Below are 22255 nucleotides of genomic sequence, written 5' to 3' on the forward strand. Positions count from 1 at the left end.
ATTCCATTTAAATATGGAATAGCCTTTTTATGTGTAAGTTATAGGTTTCTATAACTTACCACCAACCATTTGCTTCACGGAAATCAATTGCTGCATCAATAGAACCATAGCGTTCCTCAGCGTAATTAATCATACCTTTAGTTTGTGTTTCTACTGAGCCAGTTCCCCAGTCTTCTTTAGTTTGACCAAGTCCTTTGTATCCTAACTCATTTACAGCATTTGGATCTCCGCCAGATTCAGGTAAGACAACTTTTTCCCATAGTTCTGGTGTGCCTCCAGCTTCGATAAATTCTTGATATACAGCGTCAGTAGATTGTTGTGTTGTTTCAGCGGCATCGGCAGAATTAATATTTGCACTAGCACCCACGCCTGCTGCTGTAATAGATAATGTGGCAAATGAAGCAATTAAAAACTTTTTCATGATAAAAAATCCTCCTAATTATTCGTGTTATTCATTGCGTTACAATATAATATTTCATCTTGTTTGCTAATTACTTTTCGAATTAATGATTAATACTATAACATCTAAATTTAAGGTATAGGTTACAACGAGATAAAAAAACGAGCGACTTTATGACTAAAATAAGACATTTATTTCAAAATAACGTGTAATTTGTTACAATTATTTTGTGATTTACAGTTTTGAGTCACTGTAAAATACATACTTGGGCATATATGAACGATGAAAAATTTATATTACAAAATTGCAATATTTTGAAAATAAATGAAAGAAGTGATTAACATGCCAAAATTAATATTATGTCGTCACGGTCAAAGTGAATGGAATGCTAAAAATTTATTCACTGGCTGGGCTGATGTAGATTTGTCAGAGCAAGGCAAACAAGAAGCAATTACCTCAGGACAAAAATTGAAAAGACAAGAAATAGAAATAGATATTGTTTATACTTCTTTGCTAAAAAGAGCTATTAATACCACATATTATTTATTAGAACAATCTGATCAACTGTATATTCCAGTTGTAAAATCGTGGCGTCTTAATGAGCGTCATTATGGAGGACTTCAAGGGTTAAACAAAGATGACGCTCGTAAGCAATATGGTGAACAGCAAGTTCATTTATGGCGACGTTCATATGATGTTAAGCCGCCCGAACAAAATTCGAAACAGTGGCAAAGTTATTTAGAAGATAGAAAATATGCTCATCTTGACCGGAGAGTTATGCCAGAAGGTGAAAGTTTAAAAGATACACTTGACCGTGTTATTCCGTATTGGAGCGACCAAGTATCACAACAACTCTTAGCTAATAAAACAGTGCTCGTGTCAGCACATGGCAATTCTCTGAGAGCGTTAATTATGTTCTTAGAAAATGTGTCTCCAGAAGATATAGTTGGATATGAAATTAAAACAGGTGCGCCATTAATTTACGATTTAAAAGAGGATTTAACAGTAATAGATAAATATTATTTATAATGAATAAAGACAATGTATGTTATTAATATAAAAAGCATTCAAATCGTGTATAGTCGAGTTGAATGCTTTTTTCGTATTTACCTTCTCTAAAACTCAAACTATTTAACCGTGGTATGACAAATGAAGAAAGAATTAAACCATATGACACTGTTACTAACAAAATACATAATAATTTTAAAAACATATAATCGTGATTTTTGAAATAATAATAAATTTAATACCATTTTTAAATATTTTTACTATCCAATCAAGAAAAATATATGTATAATGTGACGTTGCAGTCAAAAATAAAAGAATACATTTTATCCATATAGAATGAATGATGAGGAGATAAATATGTCACATAAAAATAAATTAATTATGATTATTACAATGCTGTTTGGTGGTTTCTTTGGTTTGTTAAATGAAACATTATTAACCACAGCATTACCAAGTATTATGAAATCATTTGATATAGGGTACACACAAGTACAATGGTTGACTACGGCCTTTCTATTAACTAATGGTGTAGTCATACCTCTATCAGCGATGTTTATTCAAAGATATAGTACGAGACAAGTATTTCTAGTCGCAATTTCAATCTTCTTTATAGGTACAGTTATAGCTGGATTTAGTCCTAATTTTACGGTGCTATTAATTGCGAGAATTGTACAAGCTATGGGTTCTGGTATAATGATGCCACTTATGATGACGACAATTTTAGATGTCTTCGAACCTCATGAACGCGGTAAGTATATGGGGACATTTGGGTTAGTTATTGGTTTAGCACCAGCAATAGGTCCTACATTGTCCGGTTACCTAGTAGAATATTTTGATTGGAGATCATTATTCCATGTAGTTGCTCCAATTGCAGCGTTAACGTTTATAGCAGCGTTAAAATTTGTGCATAATGTAGGGATAAATATCAAGTCACGTATTGATGTCTTATCGATTATTATGTCAGTGCTCGGTTTTGGTGGTTTATTGTACGGTACAAGTTCAATTTCTAGAGATGGATTTCAAGACCCTATAGTTTTGACGACGATAATTGGTGGAGCAATTTTAGTAGCACTATTTGTTTATAGACAAACAAAACTAGAGTCTCCATTATTAGATTTCTCGGTATTTAAAAATAGTCAATTTGCTGTAGGTATTATTATTATGGCCTTTACAATGATTTCCATGATTGGATCTGAAACGGTATTGCCTATGTTTGTACAAAATATTATGCAAGAAAGTGCATTGCAATCTGGCTTGATTTTATTACCAGGGGCAATTGTTATGGCAATTATGTCCATTATTTCTGGAATGTTATATGAAAAATATGGTGCAAAAATTTTAGCTTTCATTGGTATGTTAATAGTAGTTATTACAACGTCATTCTTTGTCTTTATGGATGGAGAAACGTCAACAGCGGCATTAGCAACTGTATACGGTATTCGTATGATTGGTATTGCTTTAGGTTTAATGCCATTAATGACACATACTATGAATCAATTGTCACATGAAATGAATGCACACGGTTCATCAATGACTAATACAGTACAACAAATTTCAGCTTCTATTGGTACAGCTGGACTGATTACTATTATGAGTCATATAGCTAACAAGTTTGAACCGAATATGGCAGATTATCAAGGAATGAATAAACAAGAAATGGCTTTACAAATACAACATGATGCCTTACTTAATGGTTATCATGCTGCCTTTTGGTTTGCGGTGTCAATTTCAATTATTAGTTTGATTTGCGTCTTTTTCTTGAAAGGTAAGTCCAAAAAACACGCATAAAAATATTATAACTAACACATAGTAGCACTATGTATTTAAACAGCTGATTCTATACTTGGTGTATAGTAATTCAGCTGTTTTTAATATAGACAATAAATTGCTAACAAAGAATAAAGGGAACAACTATTCAAGCACTGTAAAATAATAGTATAATGTAGACTAATTAGGATAAGAGTATGTATCATAAATAAACAGAAGAAAAGTAATTTGGAGGTAAGCTATGGAACACAGGATGCAATTACAAGATAAACCATTTCAATTAATTAAACAAAAAACAAAAACGATCGAAGTACGGTTACATGATGAAAAAAGACAACAAGTGACTGGTAATGATATTATTATTTTTACTAATATAGATAAACCACAAGAAACATTGAAGGTTAAGGTGATGGAAACTGTTGAATTTCCATCATTTCAAGCGCTATTCAATCAATATTCAAATATTGAGGTAGGTGCAGATGAAGATGCACAGCTCTCACAGAAATTAGCGGCGATATATCAAATATATAATCAACGCGATGAGTTAGAGCATGGTGTGTTAGCGATTAGTATTAGATTAATTAAGTAGCGTAATTGGTATAGCTAATTCGAATTATGGTTATGAGATACAGATGAACAAACAATAACTAAATAATAGTGAACTTTTAGGAGCGATCTAAATGAAAAAACGAATGATAGTATCAATTATTATTGTCGGTGTATTGTTAGCGGGGTGTAGTAGTGGGAAATATGCGGATAAAATTGATAAAGCAGTATCAGCACAAAAAGAATATCAGGCTGATTTAGCTGAACAACGACATGGTGATGTTGATAAAAAATTTGATCAAAAAGAAGCAAATATTTATGTCTATGATAAAGGGAAATATATTACTATCGCATATAAACCGCTAAAAAAAGATGCAGAAGTACATTACTATACGTACCGTGTGAACAATGATAAAGCACAATATTTAGCAGATTTTAATTCTAAAGGATATGCTGAAACACATGAACCAGATTATAAAGAAGAAAATATGAATTTGAATTAGTGAATACAACAAGATAACGGAGGAACTATGAAAAAATATCTAAGTATTTTACTACTTATAAGTGTCGCTATGCTTATAGTTGTCGGCTGTAGTAATAAAGATGATGTGCACAAAGATGACCAATATTCCAAAGATGGAAAGGTGAAAATGATAGTGTATGGAGACTTTAAGTGCCCATATTGTAAAAAAGTAGAGACGAAAATCATGCCTAAAATAGAACAACAATATATTGATAAAGGTTTAGTGGATTACCAATTTATTAATATGGCTTTTTTAGGTAGTGATTCTATTATCGGTTCACGTGCAGGGCATGCAGTACAACTGATTGCACCCAAACATTATTCTGATTTTCAAAAAGCAATGTATGCACAGCAACCTAAATCTGAGGACAATTGGATTACTGAAAAAGTTGTAGATAATCAAATAGACACATTGGATATTACTAATAACAAAAAAGAACAAATCAAAAAAAGTTATAAAACAAAGAATAGTAAAGCATGGCAAGCCGCCAACAAAGACAAAAAACTAAGTGAAGAGCGCCACATTGAGACTGCACCAACCGTTTTTATTGGTGGTGAAAAAGTCGAAGATCCTTATAAATTTAAAAACTATAAACAACTCATTGAGAAGTACTCAAAAAAATAACTTTATTGTGAATAGCAAATAACCCGCAACTTATTCGAAAATTGGCTAATACATTATTATGTGTATTAGTCTTTTTTGTATTGAAAAAATAAATCGTAACAATTACTAAAAAACTATTGTAATTATGGCGGTAGGGATATATAATATTAAATCGTAAAGATTACTGTTTACAGGAGGGTATTATGAAAAAGATTACATATATGCTTATAATGATAGGCGCTTTGATGATTGTATTAGCTGCTTGTAGTAGTGCTTCATCAACTGATAAAAAAAGCGAAAAACTTACTATTAATACAACGGTTTTTCCATTAAAATCGTTCACAGAACAAATTGGTGGTAAACATGTAGAAGTTAAATCAATTTACCCAACAGGGACTGATTTACATAGTTACGAACCAACACAAAAAGACTTAATGGAAGCAACTAAAGCGGATTTATTTATTTATACTGGGGACGACTTAGACCCTGTTGCTAAAAAAGTAGCAAAGACAATTAAAGATAATGATAAAAAGTTATCCTTACAAAAAGATTTGAAAAAGTCAGAGCTATTAACTGATCAACATGAGCATGAAGCACATGAATCGCATGATGATCATCACAAACATGAACATGAAGAACATCAACACGGTACGTATGATCCACATGTGTGGTTAGATCCAAAGTTAAATGAACAATTTATTAAGTCAATCAAAGAACAATTAATAGAAAAAGATCCATCACATAAAGAAACTTACGAAAAAAATTATAAAAAATTACAAGCAGATCTTGAACAATTAGACCAACAACTAACAAAATTGACAAAAGATAAACAAGGGAAAACATTGTATATTTCACATGAATCAATGGGCTACTTGGCAGAACGTTACGGCTTTGAACAAAAAGGTGTACAAAATATGAGTGCTGAAGACCCATCACAAAAAGATTTAACAAACATGGTTAAAGCGATAAACAAAGCGAACGTTAAATACATTTTGTATGAAGATAATGTTTCTACAAAAGTTACAGATACTATTCGCAAAGAAACAGATGCAAAGCCAGTTAAGTTTTATAATATGGAATCACTAAATAAACAACAAGAACAAGATAATAAGGTGACATACCAACAATTAATGAACAAAAATATCAAAAATATTGAAAAAGCGCTAAGCTATTAATACCTTACAATCAAAAAGTAATAAATAACAGACGCAATCTATTGCATGGGAAAGGCTGGGACATAATTAATTTGTCCCAGCCTCATTATATTTGCAGTTATTTGGGCTGACTCCGGTGGGAAAAGCACTAGCCGAGGACTACAGGCTAAGGCAGTGCCCACAGAAAGCGAGCAAAAAAATTGCCAACATTAATTTCACATTGTCAGAGATAACTGAAATGAAAAGGCGCTTTAAAATGAAGTTTTCACTTCTAGCATGGGATGATACAAACCATTTAATAAAGTTAAATTTCGGTTACTCCCTGTTTTGTCGGCAGTTTAATACAGAGAAACTACAAATTTTTTGTTGAAAAAATAGTTAAGAAAATAATAATTTTTTTAGCAAAATGATTAGTAAAAGAACTTAATGGGAAGATGAAAAGAAGAAGTTTGAGTTTATTACTTGATATATTTATTATATTTGGTATACTAAATATATCACAAAATTTGGAGGTAGAAAGCATGGCAAAATTAAATTTTGATAAAGCACATTCTGCAGTAGAATTTTCTATTAAACACTTAGTAATCTCAAATATTAAAGGACGTTTCCAAGATTTCGATATTCAAGCTGAAGGTGATACAAATGATTTAAGTTCATTAAAAGCATCAGTTGTAATTCAAGCTAATTCAATTGATACAGGAGTAGAAGATAGAGATAATCATTTACGTACTAATGATTTCTTCGATATTGAAAATCACCCTGAAATAAAATTCGAAACGACATCAGTAAGTAACAATGAAATTACTGGTAACTTAACAATTAAAGGACAAACACACGAAGAAACTTTTAATGTTGAATTCCCAGGTGTAAGTAAAAACCCAATGAACGGTGCACAAACAGTTGGTGTTGTTGTTACAGGTAAAGTGGATCGTGAAAAATATGGTATGACATTTAACCAAGCACTTGAAACTGGTGGCGTAATGATTGGTAAAGAAGTTAAATTTGAAGTCAGCGCAGAATTTGCAGTAGAAGAATAAAAGAAACATATTCATAATAAATAAGGCCACACTCAATTGTCCATATATTGAGTGTGGCCTTATTGTTATCAATAATTAACTTAAAACATTTCGGGTATGATATACATACAAATTTGTATAAATTTGAGGAGGTAGCAAATGAGTCAACCTTTACCTAAAATTGGCAAACCAGCAACTCATGCATTAAAGCATGAAGGTATAACTACATTAGAACAAATAGCGCAATATGATAAACAAACTTTATTGAAATTACACGGTGTAGGTCCTAAGGCAATACAAATATTAGAAGAGGCTTTAACAAACCACAGCTTATCTTTTAAATCGTCAGCACCAAAGGACCCACAATTACCGTTTGAATTAATTGGTGATTTACAGTGTGACAATGCACCGAAAAGACGAGTGCTCTTAGATTATTTAATTGCCACTGCGACACTTGATCAACAACGCTTAGATGAATTATTAAACACATCATTTCAGTGGAACGTGCCTGGATATTTTACCATTGAGGGGAAAGATAAGTTTTATGAAGAGTTGTCTGCACATCCATCGGAATTTTCTACTATCGAATTGAAGCACAATATAACTCATGGTAAAACTGGAGCAATTCACGGTACACTAGTTGATAAAGCAGGTAAACCAGCATATTTTGCTGATTTTATCGAGTTTGAAAATCATAGTAAGACAGCAAAAATTAAAACAGTTACGTCTTACGTAATTATGCCAGAAGGAGATTTATAAATGACAATTGAAATCAAAGAAAATCAAATTATATTCACTCGAACTTTTAAGGCTCAGCCCAAGCATATTTTTCAAGCGTATACAGATGCCACGTTGTTTAAACAATGGTTTCATCCTGAAGGAACGACGTTAGAAATATATGAATTCGATGTTCGTGACGGAGGGTCAGCATTTTTTGCTATTCATGCACCCCAAGGCTCAAGTTATACGGTAACGCATTATAATGAAATAACAAGACCTAATATTATTGATTATTATGATTATTTTGCGACGCCAGATGGTGAAATTGATAAGTCAATGGCAGGGATGCACAATAACATAAACATTCAAGATATGGGTAATGGGGTATCTCAATTGACTGCCACATCTATATTGCCTGATGCCAAATCAGCACAACAGTTATTAGAAATGGGTGTAGAAGAGGGAATGAATAGTACCTTTGATAATTTAGAACGTTTGTTAGCCACAAAATGATAAAGAAAGTGAATTAAATAGCAAACAGCAGTACCTATTTCAGTTATAATAAATAAGTGAAATGAGGTGCATAAATTGTATAAACGATATTTACAAGTATTGGGTCTATATACTTTAAGTACTTTGATTCCTAACATACTCTGCCAGTCAAAGAATGTTAAAGTTAATTTTAAACAGTGGTTGATGCAGAACATTTTAGGTTATGGTATTTTTGCGTATGGCTTACACATACTTTCAAAACTTAAAAAATAAAGTTAATATTCATAAAGAGTCGGGGATATAAATAGCTCTGACTAAAAATAAACGTCAATTTCTATTGAGCAGATATAGAAATTGACGTTTTCTGATTTCACCATTTATAATTGTTCACCATTGCTTGCGATGACATTTTTATACCATTCAAATGATTCTTTTTTAGTACGCTGTAATGACCCATTACCTGCATTATCTCTATCTACATGGATTAGACCATAGCGTTTTTTCATTTCACCAGTAGTAAAAGAGATAATATCGATAATGCCCCAAGGTGTATAACCCATCAAATCAACACCATCTTCATGTACGGCATCAATTGATGCTTTAATATGAGCTTTTAAGTAATCAATACGATATGGATCATGTATCTCTCCATTGTCGTCAAAAGTATCAACTGCTCCAAAGCCATTCTCGACTATAAACAGCGGTAATTGATAGCGATCGTATAAAATATTTAGTGTGTAACGCAAACCTGTTGGATCTATAGCCCATCCCCAATCACTTTGTTCGATATATGGATTGTCGACAGAGTTTGGCAAACCACCATTGGTTACATTTTCACCTGTATATTGTACGGCATCATGTTTGACAACCGTTGACATATAATAACTGAAACCAATATAGTCCACAGTACCTTCTTTAAGAATTTTCTCATCTCCATCTTGCCAACCTATATTATAATTCTTTTTAGCGAACATTTTCTTAGCGTAACCAGGGTAATATCCTCTTACTTGTACATCAGGGAAGAAGAATCTTAAACGGTTTGCTTTAACAGATTCCATCATATCTTCAGGGTTACAAGAATAAGGATAAATTGCCACATGGGAAATCATTAAACCAATTTCAAAGTCTGGATTAATTGCTTTGCCGATTTTTACTGCTTTGGCACTTGCAATCAATTCATTATGAGCTACTTGATATAGAACTTCTTCAGGGTTTTCTCCTTCTTCAATTGTCACACCTGAATTGGTCCATAAGAAAATTGGATTATCAGTATCCATTTGGTTATTAATTTCATTAAAAGTCATCCAATATTTAACTTTATCTTTATAGCGTGTAAATACCGTTTCTGCGAATTTCGCAAAATAATCAGCAACTTTTCTACTTCTAAAACCGCCATAAGTTCTAGCTAAATGTAATGGCATTTCAAAATGCGATAGTGTAATGACTGGTTCAATACCGTATTTTAATAATTCATCGAACACATTGTCATAAAATTGTAAACCTGCTTCATTTGGTTCACTTTCATCGCCGTTTGGAAAAATTCTTGACCAAGCAATAGAAGTTCGTAAACATTTTAATCCCATCTCATTAAATAACGCAATATCCTCTTTATAGCGATTGTAAAAATCTATACCGATATGATTAGGGTAATATTGATTAGGCTCTACATCTTGTGTGATTTGTCTTGCTGTACCATGAGCACCTGCAGTCATTACATCAATCACACTTAATCCTTTGCCATCTGCGTCATAGCCACCTTCAAATTGATTGGCAGCTAAAGCGCCGCCCCATAAAAAGTCTTTTGGTAATTTTGTCATAACTAAACTCTCCTTTAAATTATTTGTTGATAATTGATAGCACCGTATCATTGTGTGTAGCTTGTTCATAATATTGCGGAATAATTTCATTGAATTCACTTGAGTTAGTAATAATGAATGGCACAATTGAAGTATAACCAGAATCCTCGATTAACTTTTTATCAAATTCTAATACTGGCTGATTTTTAGCTACGGTATCATTTTCAGCCACTAAGAGTTTGAAACCTTGACCTTCCATTTTTACAGTGTCTAATCCGACATGTATTAACATTTCTATGCCATCAGCAGTAGTAATACCAACTGCGTGTTTACTTGGAGCTACCATGCTAATTACACCATCACTTGGTGCATACACAGTAGTGTCACTTGGTTTAATGGCAATTCCTTGTCCCATCATTTCTTCAGCAAAAATTGGGTCATCAACTTCCGATAGTGGTACAATTTGTCCATTAATCGGTGTTACTAAATTATTTTCTGTTTGTGTCATTGTTGTTGCCGTTGACTCAGTAGTATTATTTGCACTTGGTTCATCAGTCTCAGTTTGAGTCGTATCTTCTCCATAACCTAAAAATTGAATTAAAATTATAGGTAATAAAAGACCTATAAGTGACCCTATAATAATGCCCCAAATCGACGTAGGATTATCTGGGCTGAAGCCATTAAAGATAGTAATAGGACCTGGTAAACCAGCATAAGCATAATATTTAGGGTTAAAGAAACTTGCGACAAAAGCACCTATAGCACCACTGACACAGGCGATAATAAAGGGCTTTTTAAAGCGTAAGTTAACACCATACATTGATGGTTCTGTAATTCCAAAGATACCAGTTATAGCTGCTGATGAAGCAACACGCTTGATATCGATAATTTTAACTTTAATTAATACTCCTAAAACTGCACCAATTTGAGATATAACTGCAATCGTCTGATAAGCTTGAAAGGCATCGCTTTTATATTGTTCAAAATTGGATAAAATTACAGGTGTGATACCCCAATGTACCCCGAAAATAACAAAAACTTGCCAAAATCCACCGATTAATGTGCCGGCTAACCATGGCGCAACATCAACTAAAGTATTAAAGCCACCAGCTAATCCTTGAGCAATCAATGTAGTAATAGGGCCGATAACGATTAATGTTAGAGGTACCATAATTACAATGCTAAAGAATGGTGTGAATAAAGGTTTTACAACATCATGAATATATTTATTTAGGAATTTTTCAACATATGATAATAACCATACTAGAAACAATGGTGGTAATACAGATGTTGTATAACTCGTCTCTGATAAAGGTATACCTAGAAATTTAACTGTATCTCCTGAACCAATTTTATCTATTATCGCTGTTAAATCTGGGCTAACTAAAGCAGCTGAACATGCTACAGCAATATATAAATTTACATTAAAATGTCTAGCCGCTGTAATAGCTATAAAAATTGGTAAAAAGGTGAAAGGTGCCCATGAAATAAAGTTAAATACTTCAAAAGTACCTGTATGTTCTACTGGAGGGTAGATCATTTTGCTTATTATAAGTAGTCCTTGCAAAATACCTGCTGCTGCTAAAATGTAAATAAATGGTGCAAATACTGCAGACATAGTAGCGATAACTCTATTTAATATACTTCCTTTTGATTCGTTAGACGCTTGCGTTGTCTCATTAGTGTCTTCGGAGTGAATTAAACTTTCGAAAGCTTTATAGACATCTCCTACATTATTGCCAATAACAACTTGAAATTGGCCATTGTTTTCTACAACGGTAACTACACCATCGATATTAGCAACTTTCTTTTTGGCATCAGGTTGAGAGCGTTTTAAGACTAAACGTAATCGTGTTGCACAGTGTGTGCTACTGATAATATTTTCTTCTCCACCTACAGCTTCTAAAATATTTTGTGCTAATGTTTCATTTTTAGCTGACACATAAACTACCCCTCTCTTTTAGTAAAGCGTTTTCAAATAACATAAGCCTATTATATTTGTACCGGTACAATTTGTAAAGAGGGGTGTATTTAGATTGTCTGTTATGTTATGTTATATCATGCTAAAATTAGATTATAATAATATAAGTGAGGACTAGGTATGCTGAAATACGAAATGATTGCTCAAGAAATAAATGAATATATAGAAAAAGAACATTATGAAGCGGGAGATAAATTACCTAACGTTGAAAAATTCAAAGAGATATATGGTGTGAGTAAGAGCACTGTGATAAAAGCTTTAGAGAATTTGGAAAAAAAGGGTATTATATTTCAAACTAGGGGTAGCGGAATATATGTGAGAAACAAAAAGAAAGATGGCTATGTTAATTTATTTTCAGCTAGTGGATTTCATGATGAAATAGTTGGACGTCAATTGACTTATGAAGTGAAAGAAGTAGCTGAGGTAACACCTAGTAAACATGTACAAAAGCAGTTGAAATTAGAGGCTGATGAACCAATTTATAAAGTTGAGAGAGTTATTTATGTAGATAATAAAACGTTTTGTACTGAGTTATCTTATTTTAACAAAAGTGTAGTGTTGTATTTAAATGAAGGGATAGCAGAGTCTTCTATATTTGAATATTTAGAGCAGCACTTAAAAGTGAAAATTGGCTTTTCAGATATTTATTTTAAAGTAGATAAATTAACAGAGAATGAAGCGCCAAAACTATCATTACAAGCTGGAGAACCATGCTTACGATATGAGCAATTATTTTATACGACTACAGGAGTGCCATTTGATTATTCACAACTGGTTTATCATTATGAAAATGCGCTATTCTATATTCCAGCATTAAAATAAAGTTTGGAACATAAAGCTCTATGTTTAAAATAAGGGAGAGGCTGGGACAATATTGATTCGTCCTAGACTCTTTTCAAATTGGCAGTAGCTGACTGCATTTAAAATATTCGATTTTGACCGTGCATGCTTGCCTGGGGTTTGGTTCGAGCCTGTAGTCTCTCACTCATACTATTACCCCGGGCGTCAGCAAGTTACAAAATCGGTACAAGTTATATTTTGTTATTCAATAATAAGGACCTTTGAATAACAAATAAAAAGTTGTTTTAATTGCTTATACGATGATGGATGTTTGCAATAGTGTAGTTACTTAATTTATCAATGATAGCTTGATCTACTTCTTGATAAATATCATCTAATACGTGCGTAATATTATGTCCTATTGGGCAGTTAGGATTGGTATCTTGATGAATTTTTGCAAAGTGTGTCTCAGCGTTGAATATATATTGATAGACAGCGCCTAAATTAATTTCAGAGGCAGGGGTATTTAAACTATAGCCAGCCACACCTTGACTACTTTTTATAAAGTGACCATCTTTTAAATAGCGACAAATTTTTCTCACTAGCGTAGCATTACTGTTAACACTTGAAGCGATATACTGACTAGAACTAGGTTCTTTTTCAGCTGCAAGTAGTACTAAAATATGAATGGCTACGGAAAACTGTGTGTTCATCGTGTAGGCCCCTTTCTTTATATTCCTTGTGTTATTTTTAGATACAAGTAAAGTTTACGCTCTTTAGTAGGTAAATTCAATATCTTTAATACTTTGTGTCGAAATTCACCTCTATCATATAAGTGAACATTTTAGTATGATGTAATTGAATTTTAAAAAAATATTAATTTTAAAGGGGATTTACTATGATTAAAAATACAAAGTCTGTGGAAGATACGTTTATGTCAAAAGCTACAGTCGAAAACGCAGTAAATCAAGTACAAATGAAGCAAGTAATGATCGAACGTACACCTGGACGATACATATTGAAAGCTATTATGTCAGGTTTTTTATTAGCTATAGTTACTGTGTTTATGTTTGCTATGAAAACGTTATTTGCTGGAACAAATGATGGATTAATAGGCTTAGTAGGTGCAATATCCTTTAGTTTAGCTTTAGTGTTAATTGTACTAACGCACTCAGAGTTGTTAACTAGTAATTTTATGTACTTAACTATTGGATGGTATTACAAAGTAATAACATTAAACAAAATAGTTGTAATTGCTATGGTGTGTTTTGCTTTTAATATTGTGGGTGGTTTTATTTTATTTGGTTTAATGAAATTCACTCAAATAATGACGCCTGAAATGATAACAGCATTGTCAGATATGGTACAACTTAAAACAGTTGACTCATCCTGGTATGAAATATTAGTAAAAGCTATTTTTTGTAATTTCTTTATCAACATAGGTATCTATGTATCGATACAATTTAAGGATGGGCTTTCTAAAACATTTTTTATTGCTTGTGGCGTAATTGTATTTGTGTTCATGGGATATGAACATGTAGTGTTTAATGCTGGTTTATATGCAGGTATGGTGTTTTATAATTTAGAAGCATTGAGTTGGTTAGATGTACTTAAAAATTTATTCTATGCATTTATTGGTAACTATATTGGTGGGGGTATTTTTGTCGGTCTTGTTTATGCGTACTTAAATGGTGATAGAAATAGTATGGTCACAAAAGAAAAATAAAATAACTATAAATGACTTGGGCTGTGACTTGCTCAAGTCATTTTAATTGTACTACTCTTGTTGAGCATGTACTATTTATGCAGGTGATTTGAATATTACAGCTAAGTAATGAGAACAAGGAGGAGTATTATTGTGTCTGAATATAATATTAGAATAGCAGTAGAAGCTGATGCTGAAGCATTGCAAAAATTAATGTATGAAGCATTTACACCATTACGAGAATTAGGCATAGATTGGCCATCTGTTAATGCTGATTTAGCATTAGTTAAGAAAAATTTAACTAATAGTACTACTTTCGTATTGGAAAATGATAGTGAAATTATTTCTACAATAACAGTGCGTTACCCATGGGAAGGACAAAGTCGTATTTCTATGTATCCATTTGTATGGTGGTTTGCCACGAAACCTAGTTATGATGGACAAGGCATTGGTAGTAAACTATTGACCTATGTGGAAGAGACGTATTTACGTGATACTTTAAAAGCACCTGCAGTTACTTTAGGGACTTCTGCACGCAAACATCCATGGTTATTGGATATTTACAAAAAACGAGGGTATGAAGTGTATGCAGAACATGAAAGTGATGACGGTGATTTAGGCGTAATTATGCGCAAAGTGTTAATACCAGAACGCTTTGATGAATCAGTTTTAGGGCATCCACCGTTTTAACTAACTATACTGTGATACGTATATAATAAAGGCTAATGTAATTATGCGATTACATTAGCCTTTATTAGTTTAATTTAGTTAATTTCAATTGTTGATGCATCATCAACGGTGTCTACTTTTTTCGGTAATGTTACATATAGTAAACCGTTAGTAAAAGTCGCTGCAATTTTAGTTTTATCAATATGTTCAAATGAGAATTGACGACGTAAATTGTGTGTATTACGTTCTTTATGAATAACAGTACCTTTGTCAGCCTCATTAACAATTACTTGATCAGCAACAATAGTAAGTACTTGGTTCTCATATTGTAAGGTTATACTTTCTTTAGTGAAACCTGGTAATTCGGCTACTACAGTGTATTTATCTTCAAATTCAATTATGTCAGTTTTTATATCACGTTTTAGTGGCGTTTGTTCAAATATTTGGCGTCCAAAATCCTTAAAAAATTCACCTGGATCAACGTCAAATAAAGCATTATTAAATGGTTTTTTTTCAAATGCCATACAATATCGCTCCCTTTATTAAAATGGATAATATGTTGCAATAGTTAAAGTATCATCTAGCTATATTGTAAAAGGTAAAAGTGGAAAAAGAAAGCAAAGACACATATTAGTACATATATATGCGCTAAGGAGAGGTAAAGTAAATTAAATAGAGGTAAAAAGGCAAGCAAAAGGCAAAGTTTAAGGCTAATTCTGCATAGACTTACTCTAGATACCTCAACTAATGGAATTTACAGATCTTTTGAGAAGTTCTTATTTACGAAATTTTGAAGCGTTGATTTTAGCTCGATTGCTTCATCTAAATCCATATCGAACTCACCAAATACTTGCATGGAAATTTTTGAAAGTGGTTCTTGGATAGATTTGCCTTTCTCTGTCAGTGAAATTTGTAAATTTCTTTCATCGTTTGTTTCACGAATACGGTCGACATAACCTTTTTTTTCTAATTTTTTCAGTAAAGGTGTTAATGTACCGGAATCAAGAAATACACGTTCCCCTAGTGATTTAATATTGATTTTTTCGTCGCTTTCGATAGCGAGTAAAACAATATACCCAGTATACGTCAAGTCATACTCTTTTAAATATGATGTATATTTTTTGATAATTTCTTTCGAAGATACATAAAATAAGAAACATAGTTGTCGTTCCAAATAATTATCTTTTTTTGTCATATTTGTCACCCCTTTTGAAACTTAACGATAGTATGAAGTAAGCGTCTTGTCAATAAAGAATCGCTTGTCTAAGGTACAAATATAGTAATCTAAGAAGATATAGGCAAATTTATTAGTTAAATAGTTAATATTAAGGAGATTTTGTTACAAATCTTGAGTATGTCTTTCTAAAATAAATATTTTAAGTCATACTAAAAAGAACATGATAAAAATTGCAGATTCAAAGGAGATTAGTAATGAAAACGGTTTTGAAAGTAATTGTTATTTTAATTGTATCGTTTATAGTAGCTGCTGCTTTATTTATTGGAATGCGAATGTATCAAGGACATAAAAATATAGAATTAGTAGATAAATATTTAGCAGAGCATAATTTAACAGATAAAATAAAAGAGGAAAAAACAAAATACAGTGGGCAAAAAGGATTATATTATAAAGAAGTGAAGTTTAAAGATAATCCGTCAATCACATATGTGGTTCAACCTATTAGTACTTTTAAAGGCATAGTAGTTCAAGGTTTTGATACTGAAACGAAGAAAAATATTAAAAAGGCAAAGTATAATGAGTTTGATGATAAATATAAACCACAATAATATTTAATATTTAGTGTCATAAAATAGCGCGTCCATTTAAGTTGAATTAAATGGGCGCGCTATTTTTTTGAACAGTAGTGAAGCATTCGATTAATGTTTCATTTCGTCCATGTCATGTATTTTCATCATTAATCCGTGAGGTACATCATCATGGCTAACTACTTGCATTTTAGTATATTCATCTGATTTAGAGGATTTTACTAATCTTACAAAATCTCCTTCTTTTGGAGAAAATCCATCTTTTGCAGGTAGCTTAACATTTTCTTCGATTTTATGATCTTTTTCGTTAATTACTTTGTCAGCAGTGTTACTATTTTTCATATAGCCAAAATAAGTTTCTTTTTCACCTGAAGTCATCATAATAATTATGAGTACAACACTGACAATTAGCATTACGGCAATTAAGCCAATACTGAATACTTTTTTATTCATTGTAATCATTGCTCCTTTTAATCATCTAATTCTTTTATAACTAAAATATAGGTAGAAAGCAATTAAATATTAACTATAAATATAGAAAATGTTGAATCTGTAACAAAATGGACGTAATTTACAAAAAATTACTAAAAGTAGGTTGGAGTAGGAAATAATTAAAAAAAAGTTTGCGATTTTAGTTGGAACCGGTTACAATTGTTTATGTGTTTTGGAACCGGTTCTATTTTACTGTGGAGGTTTATTAATATGAACAATAAAAAGATTGCAGAAGAAATTTTAACCGCTATAGGTGGAAATGATAATATCGATACGATGGCACATTGTGCTACTAGACTTAGATTGGTATTAAAAGATACAGAGCAGATTGATGAGAATCAATTAGCTGAGATAGAACATGTCAAAGGAACTTTTATGACTGGTGGACAATATCAAATCATATTAGGTTCAGGGATTGTTAACAAAGTGTTTAGTGAACTTGAAAAACTTACCGGTAAAGAAGCTTCGACGACTTCAGAGGTAAAATCTCAAGGGACGAAACGAATGAATCCACTACAACAATTTGTGAAAATGTTATCAGATATTTTCGTACCCATTATTCCAGCTATTGTAGCGGGCGGCTTATTGATGGGTATTAATAATATATTGACGGCACCCGGTTTATTTTATGAGAATCAATCTATTATAGAAATACATCAGCAATTTGCTGGGTTGGCAGAAATGATTAATATTTTTGCTAATGCGCCATTTACACTATTGCCAATTTTAATTGGTTTTAGCGCGGCCAAGCGATTTGGTGGCAATGCCTTTCTTGGTGCAGCATTAGGTATGATACTAGTGCATCCAGAATTAATGAGCGCATATGATTATCCTAAAGCATTAGAGCAAAATAAAGAAATACCACAATGGCAACTATTTGGGTTGGATATCAATCAAGTAGGATATCAAGGACAGGTATTACCTATTTTAGTTGCGTCATATATTTTAGCTAAATTAGAGCTTAGTCTTCGTAAATTTATGCCCACAGCATTAGATAATTTAGTAACGCCTCTAGTTTCGATATTTGTGACTGCGTTTCTAACGTTTTTATTCGTAGGCCCAATTACACGTACTTTAGGCTATTGGCTATCTGATGGCTTAACGTGGTTATACGAATTTGGAGGTGCAATAGGTGGTTTGATATTTGGTCTATTGTATGCACCAATCGTCATTACTGGAATGCATCATAGTTTTATAGCGATAGAGACCCAATTAATAGCTGACAGCGCATCAACAGGTGGTTCTTTTATTTTTCCTATAGCAACGATGTCAAATATCGCACAAGGTGCAGCTGCCTTAGCAGCGTTCTGCGTGATTAAACAAAATAAGAAGTTAAAAGGTGTAGCATCTGCGTCTGGCATTTCAGCATTGTTAGGTATTACAGAACCAGCACTGTTTGGAGTAAACTTAAAATTGAAGTATCCTTTTATCGGTGCGATTGTAGGTTCAGGCGTAGCAGCGGCGTATGTTTCATTCTTTAAAGTTAAAGCTGTAGCATTAGGCACAGCTGGCTTACCAGGTTTTATTTCAATCAATGGTCTCAATGCTGGATGGTTACATTACTTTATTGGTATGCTTATTGCATTTAGCGTGACCTTTATCATTACTGTTTTATTGTCATTCCGCAAAACATACCGCCAACAAAATTAATGAGTGTTAAAAAGCCTTCAGTCAGAACATAAATAACCCCTTCGCACACTAATGCGAAGTGGTTATTTATTACATTATGAAAACGACGTGTATAGTTTTTACTAAAGATCCAAAATAAGGTGTTTTATGCCGACTCCTGCGAGAATAGCACTCGCCGAAAGCGTGTATAAAAAAACTGCCAACAAAATTGAAAATTTTGTCGACAGTCTAAAAGGTTGAGTATTATAAATAACCTAAAAACAAGGTCTTACAGCATCAGAGTTTTTGTTTTCTCCATAGAAATGCCCCTACAATAGATACTAAAATGAGTGAAAGTCCAATGACGATGATCCAAGAGATATAACTATGGTCATCAATCGGTAAGGGTACATTCATGCCAAAAAAGCTAAAGACTAACGTAGGCAAAGTTAAAAATACAGTGAATAATGTTAAAGTTTTCATTGTATTATTCATTTCATTAGATAATAGAGATGCATATGAAGTTGTAATACTTTCTAAAATATTAGTGTACAATTCTGTGGTTTCTACTGCTTGTTTATTTTCTATAATTAAATCTTCTAATAATTCTTCGTCAGCTTCAAATCGCTTAATTGCAGGTAAACGAAATAACTTTTTAATAATATTATCATTACCTTTTAAAGCAGCTAAAAAGTACACTAAACTTTTTTCTACTTCCATTAGATTATAAAGTTGTTTATTTGTCACATTGTTTTTTAGTTCACGCTCAATTCTTAAACGTGTTTTGTTTAACAAACGTAAATTTCTATTATAATGATTGGCAATTGTTAGCAAGATATTTAAAGCAAAACGACTATGGAAGTTTAAATTAATAGGTTGGCGTGAAAAATTATCGAGAAATTCTATTTCTTCACTACACACAGTTAATATTTTTTTATTACCAATAATGATGCCTAAAGGTATGGTTATAAATGATAGTACTTTTAAATTTTTATTGTTAACTATAGGTAAATCAATAATGATCAGTGAATAGCCACTATCTTCATCATATTCAATACGAGCACTTTCTTCTGAATCTAAAGGGTCGCGTATAAAATCCTCAGGAATATGAAATTGTGACATTAATAATTCAATTTCTTCGCGTTCTGGGTCAATCACGTTAATCCATGATGTAGAAGTGTCTAAAGCTGAGCGAGTAATTGCTTGTGAACTGTCGTGTTTGTATGCATTTATCATGACCTAGATACTTCCTTTCAATTTTTAATACTTATTTATATTAGCGAATAACTAATAAAGTGACAAGATTTTATACGATATATTGTGCTAAATGCAATCGCTATCAATGTTATAGGCAATGAAAGTGCTCAACAATAGCATATATGCAGCTGATATTTATTTTAAATTATGAGACTATTATGATAATTTGTAATCATATTACGTTAATATTTTGTTATTACTTCTAAAAAATTAACTTAAAATTTACATTGGCTTAAAAAACATTAGATATAATTAACGTGATTTACAAATTATATGAAGAGGTGCAAAAATGGATATATCTGCAATGGAGATTATCTTCACTTTCATCGGTGGTTTAGGTATTTTTCTATATGGAATTAAGCAAATGGGTGACGGTTTACAAGCTAGCGCTGGAGATCGACTACGCGATATTTTAAATAAATTTACAAGTAACCCAATTATGGGTGTTATAGCAGGTATGGTTGTGACTATTTTGATTCAAAGTAGTTCTGGTACAACTGTAATTACAATCGGTTTAGTTACAGCTGGATTTATGACAATGAGACAAGCAATTGGTGTAGTTATGGGGGCTAATATAGGTACTACGGTAACTGCTTTTATCATCGGGATAGATATCGGTGAATATGCATTACCAATACTTGCATTAGGTGCATTTTTAATTTTCTTTATACACAAACGTAAAGCAAAAAATATAGGTATGATCTTATTTGGCTTTGGTGCACTATTTTATGGATTGGAATTGATGAGTGGTGCGGTAAAACCACTTGCTGAGTTAGACGGCTTTAACGAAATTATGTTAAATCTTTCATCTAACCCTATATTAGGTGTTTTAGCAGGAACTTTCTTAACTGTGATTATACAAAGTTCAAGTGCGACAATTGGTATTTTACAAGGATTTTTTGCCAATGATTTAATTTCATTACATGGTGCATTACCGGTATTATTAGGTGACAATATAGGAACAACAATTACTGCAGTATTAGCAAGTTTAGCAGGTTCATTAGCGGCTAAACGTGTGGCACTTGTACATGTTCTGTTTAACGTCATAGGTGCTACGATTTTCTTAATTATATTACCTTTATATCAAAGTGTTATGGAAATGATTCAACGTGCATTTTCATTAAATCCTGAAATGGTTATTGCTTTTGCACACGGTACTTTTAATGTGACAAATACTCTAATTCAATTACCGTTTGTCTTCGTGTTAGCATGGATTGTAACAAAAGTTATTCCTGGTAATGATGTGAATGAACAATATAGACCAAGAGTATTAGATAAAAATTTAATAGATAGAGCGCCAAGTTTTGCTTTGCAAGAAGCACAAGATGAAATTCAAAATCTTGGTAAAATGTCTTTATCTATCTTAGAAAGTGCGCAAAATAAAGACGAAAAAAGTAAGAAACATGCAGAGGAAAAACATCAAGTCATAGAAAATATGTACGATAATATTCGTCAATATTTAACGAAGATATCGCAAAAGAAATTATCTGCAAATGATGCTGAACGCATGTCCGTATTATTTGATGTTAATAGAGCAATTTTAAAAGTTTCTAGCCTTTCTCAAGCTTATATGGATGATTTAGACATACAAGCTAAAGGTAAGGTGAATATATCTGAAAAAGCATTAACTAGTATAAGTCAATTGTACGAACATGTTACTGTGTCCTTTAGAGATACGGTTGATATCATTAATGTGTATGATGATATTAAGAAAGATGAAATTGTTAAACGTAGCCAAGAAGCATATGGTTTAGAACATGATCTACGTAAAGAACATATTAAGCGTTTGAGCACTGGTGAATGTACACCTGAAGGGGCAGTTCGCTATCTTGATATGATTTCTATTTTAGAACGTATTGGCTATCATTCTCGTGTAATTTCAGAATCTATGATTAATTATGGTGACGATATTAGTAATGATAAGACCTATACAGAAAATAATTCAGCATGGGTATAATAATTCAATTAGAAGC

General features: G+C 32.2%; 22 protein-coding genes and 1 pseudogene. 15 read left to right on the top strand and 8 right to left on the bottom strand.

The window, feature by feature from the left end:
- Positions 1–55: 55 nt before the first annotated feature.
- On the bottom strand, positions 56–421 hold the full coding sequence (locus tag CD036_RS11820; RefSeq protein WP_002510055.1) for an aggregation-promoting factor C-terminal-like domain-containing protein: 366 nt from the start codon (positions 419–421) through the stop codon (positions 56–58).
- A gap of 321 nt (positions 422–742) precedes the next feature.
- Here CD036_RS11820 and CD036_RS11825 point away from each other — a divergent pair, with 321 nt between their 5' ends.
- The 9 genes and pseudogenes from CD036_RS11825 (at position 743) to CD036_RS11865 (ending at position 8251) form a co-directional block, all read left to right on the top strand.
- A complete protein-coding gene (locus CD036_RS11825) occupies positions 743–1429 on the top strand; it encodes a 2,3-diphosphoglycerate-dependent phosphoglycerate mutase (protein ID WP_002510056.1) in 687 nt (228 codons plus the stop codon).
- A gap of 336 nt (positions 1430–1765) precedes the next feature.
- Positions 1766–3196, top strand: coding sequence for an MDR family MFS transporter (locus CD036_RS11830; RefSeq protein WP_103388753.1), 1431 nt, complete (start codon positions 1766–1768; stop codon positions 3194–3196).
- Between the two features lie 220 nt (positions 3197–3416).
- A complete protein-coding gene (locus CD036_RS11835; RefSeq protein WP_002510058.1) occupies positions 3417–3764 on the top strand; it encodes an ASCH domain-containing protein in 348 nt (115 codons plus the stop codon).
- Between the two features lie 91 nt (positions 3765–3855).
- The gene (locus tag CD036_RS11840) at positions 3856–4224 is read left to right on the top strand and encodes a cystatin-like fold lipoprotein (RefSeq protein ID WP_002510059.1); all 369 of its coding nucleotides are present in this window, start codon (positions 3856–3858) and stop codon (positions 4222–4224) included.
- 27 nt (positions 4225–4251) lie between these two features.
- Positions 4252–4869, top strand: coding sequence for a DsbA family protein (locus CD036_RS11845; RefSeq protein WP_002510060.1), 618 nt, complete (start codon positions 4252–4254; stop codon positions 4867–4869).
- A gap of 182 nt (positions 4870–5051) precedes the next feature.
- Positions 5052–6014, top strand: a pseudogene (locus tag CD036_RS11850) (metal ABC transporter solute-binding protein, Zn/Mn family); the annotation flags it as partial.
- Positions 6015–6523: 509 nt separating this feature from the next.
- Positions 6524–7039 (top strand): YceI family protein, encoded by a 516-nt coding sequence (locus CD036_RS11855; RefSeq protein ID WP_002510063.1) that lies wholly within the window; start codon positions 6524–6526, stop codon positions 7037–7039.
- A gap of 138 nt (positions 7040–7177) precedes the next feature.
- Complete coding sequence (locus tag CD036_RS11860; RefSeq protein ID WP_103388754.1) at positions 7178–7777, top strand: helix-hairpin-helix domain-containing protein; 600 nt, start codon at positions 7178–7180, stop codon at positions 7775–7777.
- Positions 7778–8251, top strand: coding sequence for an SRPBCC domain-containing protein (locus CD036_RS11865; protein ID WP_002510065.1), 474 nt, complete (start codon positions 7778–7780; stop codon positions 8249–8251).
- A 356-nt stretch (positions 8252–8607) separates the two neighbouring features.
- Here CD036_RS11865 and CD036_RS11870 read toward each other — a convergent pair whose 3' ends face one another.
- On the bottom strand, positions 8608–10047 hold the full coding sequence (locus CD036_RS11870) for a 6-phospho-beta-glucosidase (protein ID WP_103388755.1): 1440 nt from the start codon (positions 10045–10047) through the stop codon (positions 8608–8610).
- A gap of 19 nt (positions 10048–10066) precedes the next feature.
- The gene (locus tag CD036_RS11875) at positions 10067–11968 is read right to left on the bottom strand and encodes a beta-glucoside-specific PTS transporter subunit IIABC (RefSeq protein WP_103388756.1); all 1902 of its coding nucleotides are present in this window, start codon (positions 11966–11968) and stop codon (positions 10067–10069) included.
- Between the two features lie 159 nt (positions 11969–12127).
- Here CD036_RS11875 and CD036_RS11880 point away from each other — a divergent pair, with 159 nt between their 5' ends.
- Positions 12128–12829, top strand: coding sequence for a GntR family transcriptional regulator (locus tag CD036_RS11880; protein WP_002510067.1), 702 nt, complete (start codon positions 12128–12130; stop codon positions 12827–12829).
- A 263-nt stretch (positions 12830–13092) separates the two neighbouring features.
- Here the strand turns inward: CD036_RS11880 and CD036_RS11885 are convergent, their stop codons facing one another.
- Entirely contained in the window at positions 13093–13500 is a 408-nt protein-coding gene (locus CD036_RS11885) for an Rrf2 family transcriptional regulator (RefSeq protein WP_002510068.1), read from the bottom strand.
- A gap of 185 nt (positions 13501–13685) precedes the next feature.
- On the opposite strand from CD036_RS11885, the gene CD036_RS11890 reads away from it, so the two are divergent.
- Together CD036_RS11890 and CD036_RS11895 are read left to right on the top strand one after the other, a co-directional pair.
- On the top strand, positions 13686–14513 hold the full coding sequence (locus CD036_RS11890) for a formate/nitrite transporter family protein (RefSeq protein WP_002510069.1): 828 nt from the start codon (positions 13686–13688) through the stop codon (positions 14511–14513).
- 132 nt (positions 14514–14645) lie between these two features.
- Positions 14646–15182, top strand: coding sequence for a GNAT family N-acetyltransferase (locus tag CD036_RS11895; RefSeq protein ID WP_002510070.1), 537 nt, complete (start codon positions 14646–14648; stop codon positions 15180–15182).
- Between the two features lie 74 nt (positions 15183–15256).
- Here CD036_RS11895 and CD036_RS11900 read toward each other — a convergent pair whose 3' ends face one another.
- Positions 15257–15685 carry an Hsp20 family protein gene (locus tag CD036_RS11900; RefSeq protein ID WP_103388757.1) on the bottom strand — a complete coding sequence of 143 codons (429 nt, stop codon included), beginning with the start codon at positions 15683–15685 and terminating at the stop codon, positions 15257–15259.
- A gap of 230 nt (positions 15686–15915) precedes the next feature.
- Complete coding sequence (locus CD036_RS11905; protein WP_002510072.1) at positions 15916–16356, bottom strand: MarR family winged helix-turn-helix transcriptional regulator; 441 nt, start codon at positions 16354–16356, stop codon at positions 15916–15918.
- Positions 16357–16592: 236 nt separating this feature from the next.
- Between CD036_RS11905 and CD036_RS11910 the strand changes: the two genes are divergently transcribed.
- Complete coding sequence (locus tag CD036_RS11910; protein ID WP_002510073.1) at positions 16593–16946, top strand: DUF3139 domain-containing protein; 354 nt, start codon at positions 16593–16595, stop codon at positions 16944–16946.
- A gap of 90 nt (positions 16947–17036) precedes the next feature.
- On the opposite strand, the gene CD036_RS11915 is transcribed toward CD036_RS11910, so the two are convergent.
- Positions 17037–17378, bottom strand: a complete 342-nt coding sequence (locus tag CD036_RS11915; protein WP_002510074.1) for a DUF4889 domain-containing protein — start codon at positions 17376–17378, stop codon at positions 17037–17039.
- Between the two features lie 249 nt (positions 17379–17627).
- Here CD036_RS11915 and CD036_RS11920 point away from each other — a divergent pair, with 249 nt between their 5' ends.
- Complete coding sequence (locus CD036_RS11920) at positions 17628–19067, top strand: sucrose-specific PTS transporter subunit IIBC (RefSeq protein ID WP_103388758.1); 1440 nt, start codon at positions 17628–17630, stop codon at positions 19065–19067.
- Between the two features lie 255 nt (positions 19068–19322).
- Here CD036_RS11920 and CD036_RS11925 read toward each other — a convergent pair whose 3' ends face one another.
- On the bottom strand, positions 19323–20261 hold the full coding sequence (locus CD036_RS11925; protein ID WP_002510076.1) for a magnesium transporter CorA family protein: 939 nt from the start codon (positions 20259–20261) through the stop codon (positions 19323–19325).
- Positions 20262–20571: 310 nt separating this feature from the next.
- On the opposite strand from CD036_RS11925, the gene CD036_RS11930 reads away from it, so the two are divergent.
- The gene (locus CD036_RS11930; protein WP_103388759.1) at positions 20572–22239 is read left to right on the top strand and encodes a Na/Pi cotransporter family protein; all 1668 of its coding nucleotides are present in this window, start codon (positions 20572–20574) and stop codon (positions 22237–22239) included.
- The last annotated feature ends 16 nt before the right edge of the window (positions 22240–22255 follow it).

This window comes from Staphylococcus arlettae, assembly GCF_002902345.1.
Classification (GTDB): Bacteria; Bacillota; Bacilli; order Staphylococcales; family Staphylococcaceae; genus Staphylococcus; species Staphylococcus arlettae.

Bases quoted from the DNA above. Each gene is read 5' to 3' on its own strand.
- CD036_RS11820 (WP_002510055.1), bottom strand. From the start codon at position 421: ATGAAAAAGTTTTTAATTGCTTCATTTGCCACATTATCTATTACAGCA.
- CD036_RS11825 (WP_002510056.1), top strand. From the start codon at position 743: ATGCCAAAATTAATATTATGTCGTCACGGTCAAAGTGAATGGAATGCT.
- CD036_RS11830 (WP_103388753.1), top strand. From the start codon at position 1,766: ATGTCACATAAAAATAAATTAATTATGATTATTACAATGCTGTTTGGT.
- CD036_RS11835 (WP_002510058.1), top strand. From the start codon at position 3,417: ATGGAACACAGGATGCAATTACAAGATAAACCATTTCAATTAATTAAA.
- CD036_RS11840 (WP_002510059.1), top strand. From the start codon at position 3,856: ATGAAAAAACGAATGATAGTATCAATTATTATTGTCGGTGTATTGTTA.
- CD036_RS11845 (WP_002510060.1), top strand. From the start codon at position 4,252: ATGAAAAAATATCTAAGTATTTTACTACTTATAAGTGTCGCTATGCTT.
- CD036_RS11855 (WP_002510063.1), top strand. From the start codon at position 6,524: ATGGCAAAATTAAATTTTGATAAAGCACATTCTGCAGTAGAATTTTCT.
- CD036_RS11860 (WP_103388754.1), top strand. From the start codon at position 7,178: ATGAGTCAACCTTTACCTAAAATTGGCAAACCAGCAACTCATGCATTA.
- CD036_RS11865 (WP_002510065.1), top strand. From the start codon at position 7,778: ATGACAATTGAAATCAAAGAAAATCAAATTATATTCACTCGAACTTTT.
- CD036_RS11870 (WP_103388755.1), bottom strand. From the start codon at position 10,047: ATGACAAAATTACCAAAAGACTTTTTATGGGGCGGCGCTTTAGCTGCC.
- CD036_RS11880 (WP_002510067.1), top strand. From the start codon at position 12,128: ATGCTGAAATACGAAATGATTGCTCAAGAAATAAATGAATATATAGAA.
- CD036_RS11885 (WP_002510068.1), bottom strand. From the start codon at position 13,500: ATGAACACACAGTTTTCCGTAGCCATTCATATTTTAGTACTACTTGCA.
- CD036_RS11890 (WP_002510069.1), top strand. From the start codon at position 13,686: ATGATTAAAAATACAAAGTCTGTGGAAGATACGTTTATGTCAAAAGCT.
- CD036_RS11900 (WP_103388757.1), bottom strand. From the start codon at position 15,685: ATGGCATTTGAAAAAAAACCATTTAATAATGCTTTATTTGACGTTGAT.
- CD036_RS11905 (WP_002510072.1), bottom strand. From the start codon at position 16,356: ATGACAAAAAAAGATAATTATTTGGAACGACAACTATGTTTCTTATTT.
- CD036_RS11910 (WP_002510073.1), top strand. From the start codon at position 16,593: ATGAAAACGGTTTTGAAAGTAATTGTTATTTTAATTGTATCGTTTATA.
- CD036_RS11915 (WP_002510074.1), bottom strand. From the start codon at position 17,378: ATGAATAAAAAAGTATTCAGTATTGGCTTAATTGCCGTAATGCTAATT.
- CD036_RS11920 (WP_103388758.1), top strand. From the start codon at position 17,628: ATGAACAATAAAAAGATTGCAGAAGAAATTTTAACCGCTATAGGTGGA.
- CD036_RS11925 (WP_002510076.1), bottom strand. From the start codon at position 20,261: ATGATAAATGCATACAAACACGACAGTTCACAAGCAATTACTCGCTCA.
- CD036_RS11930 (WP_103388759.1), top strand. From the start codon at position 20,572: ATGGATATATCTGCAATGGAGATTATCTTCACTTTCATCGGTGGTTTA.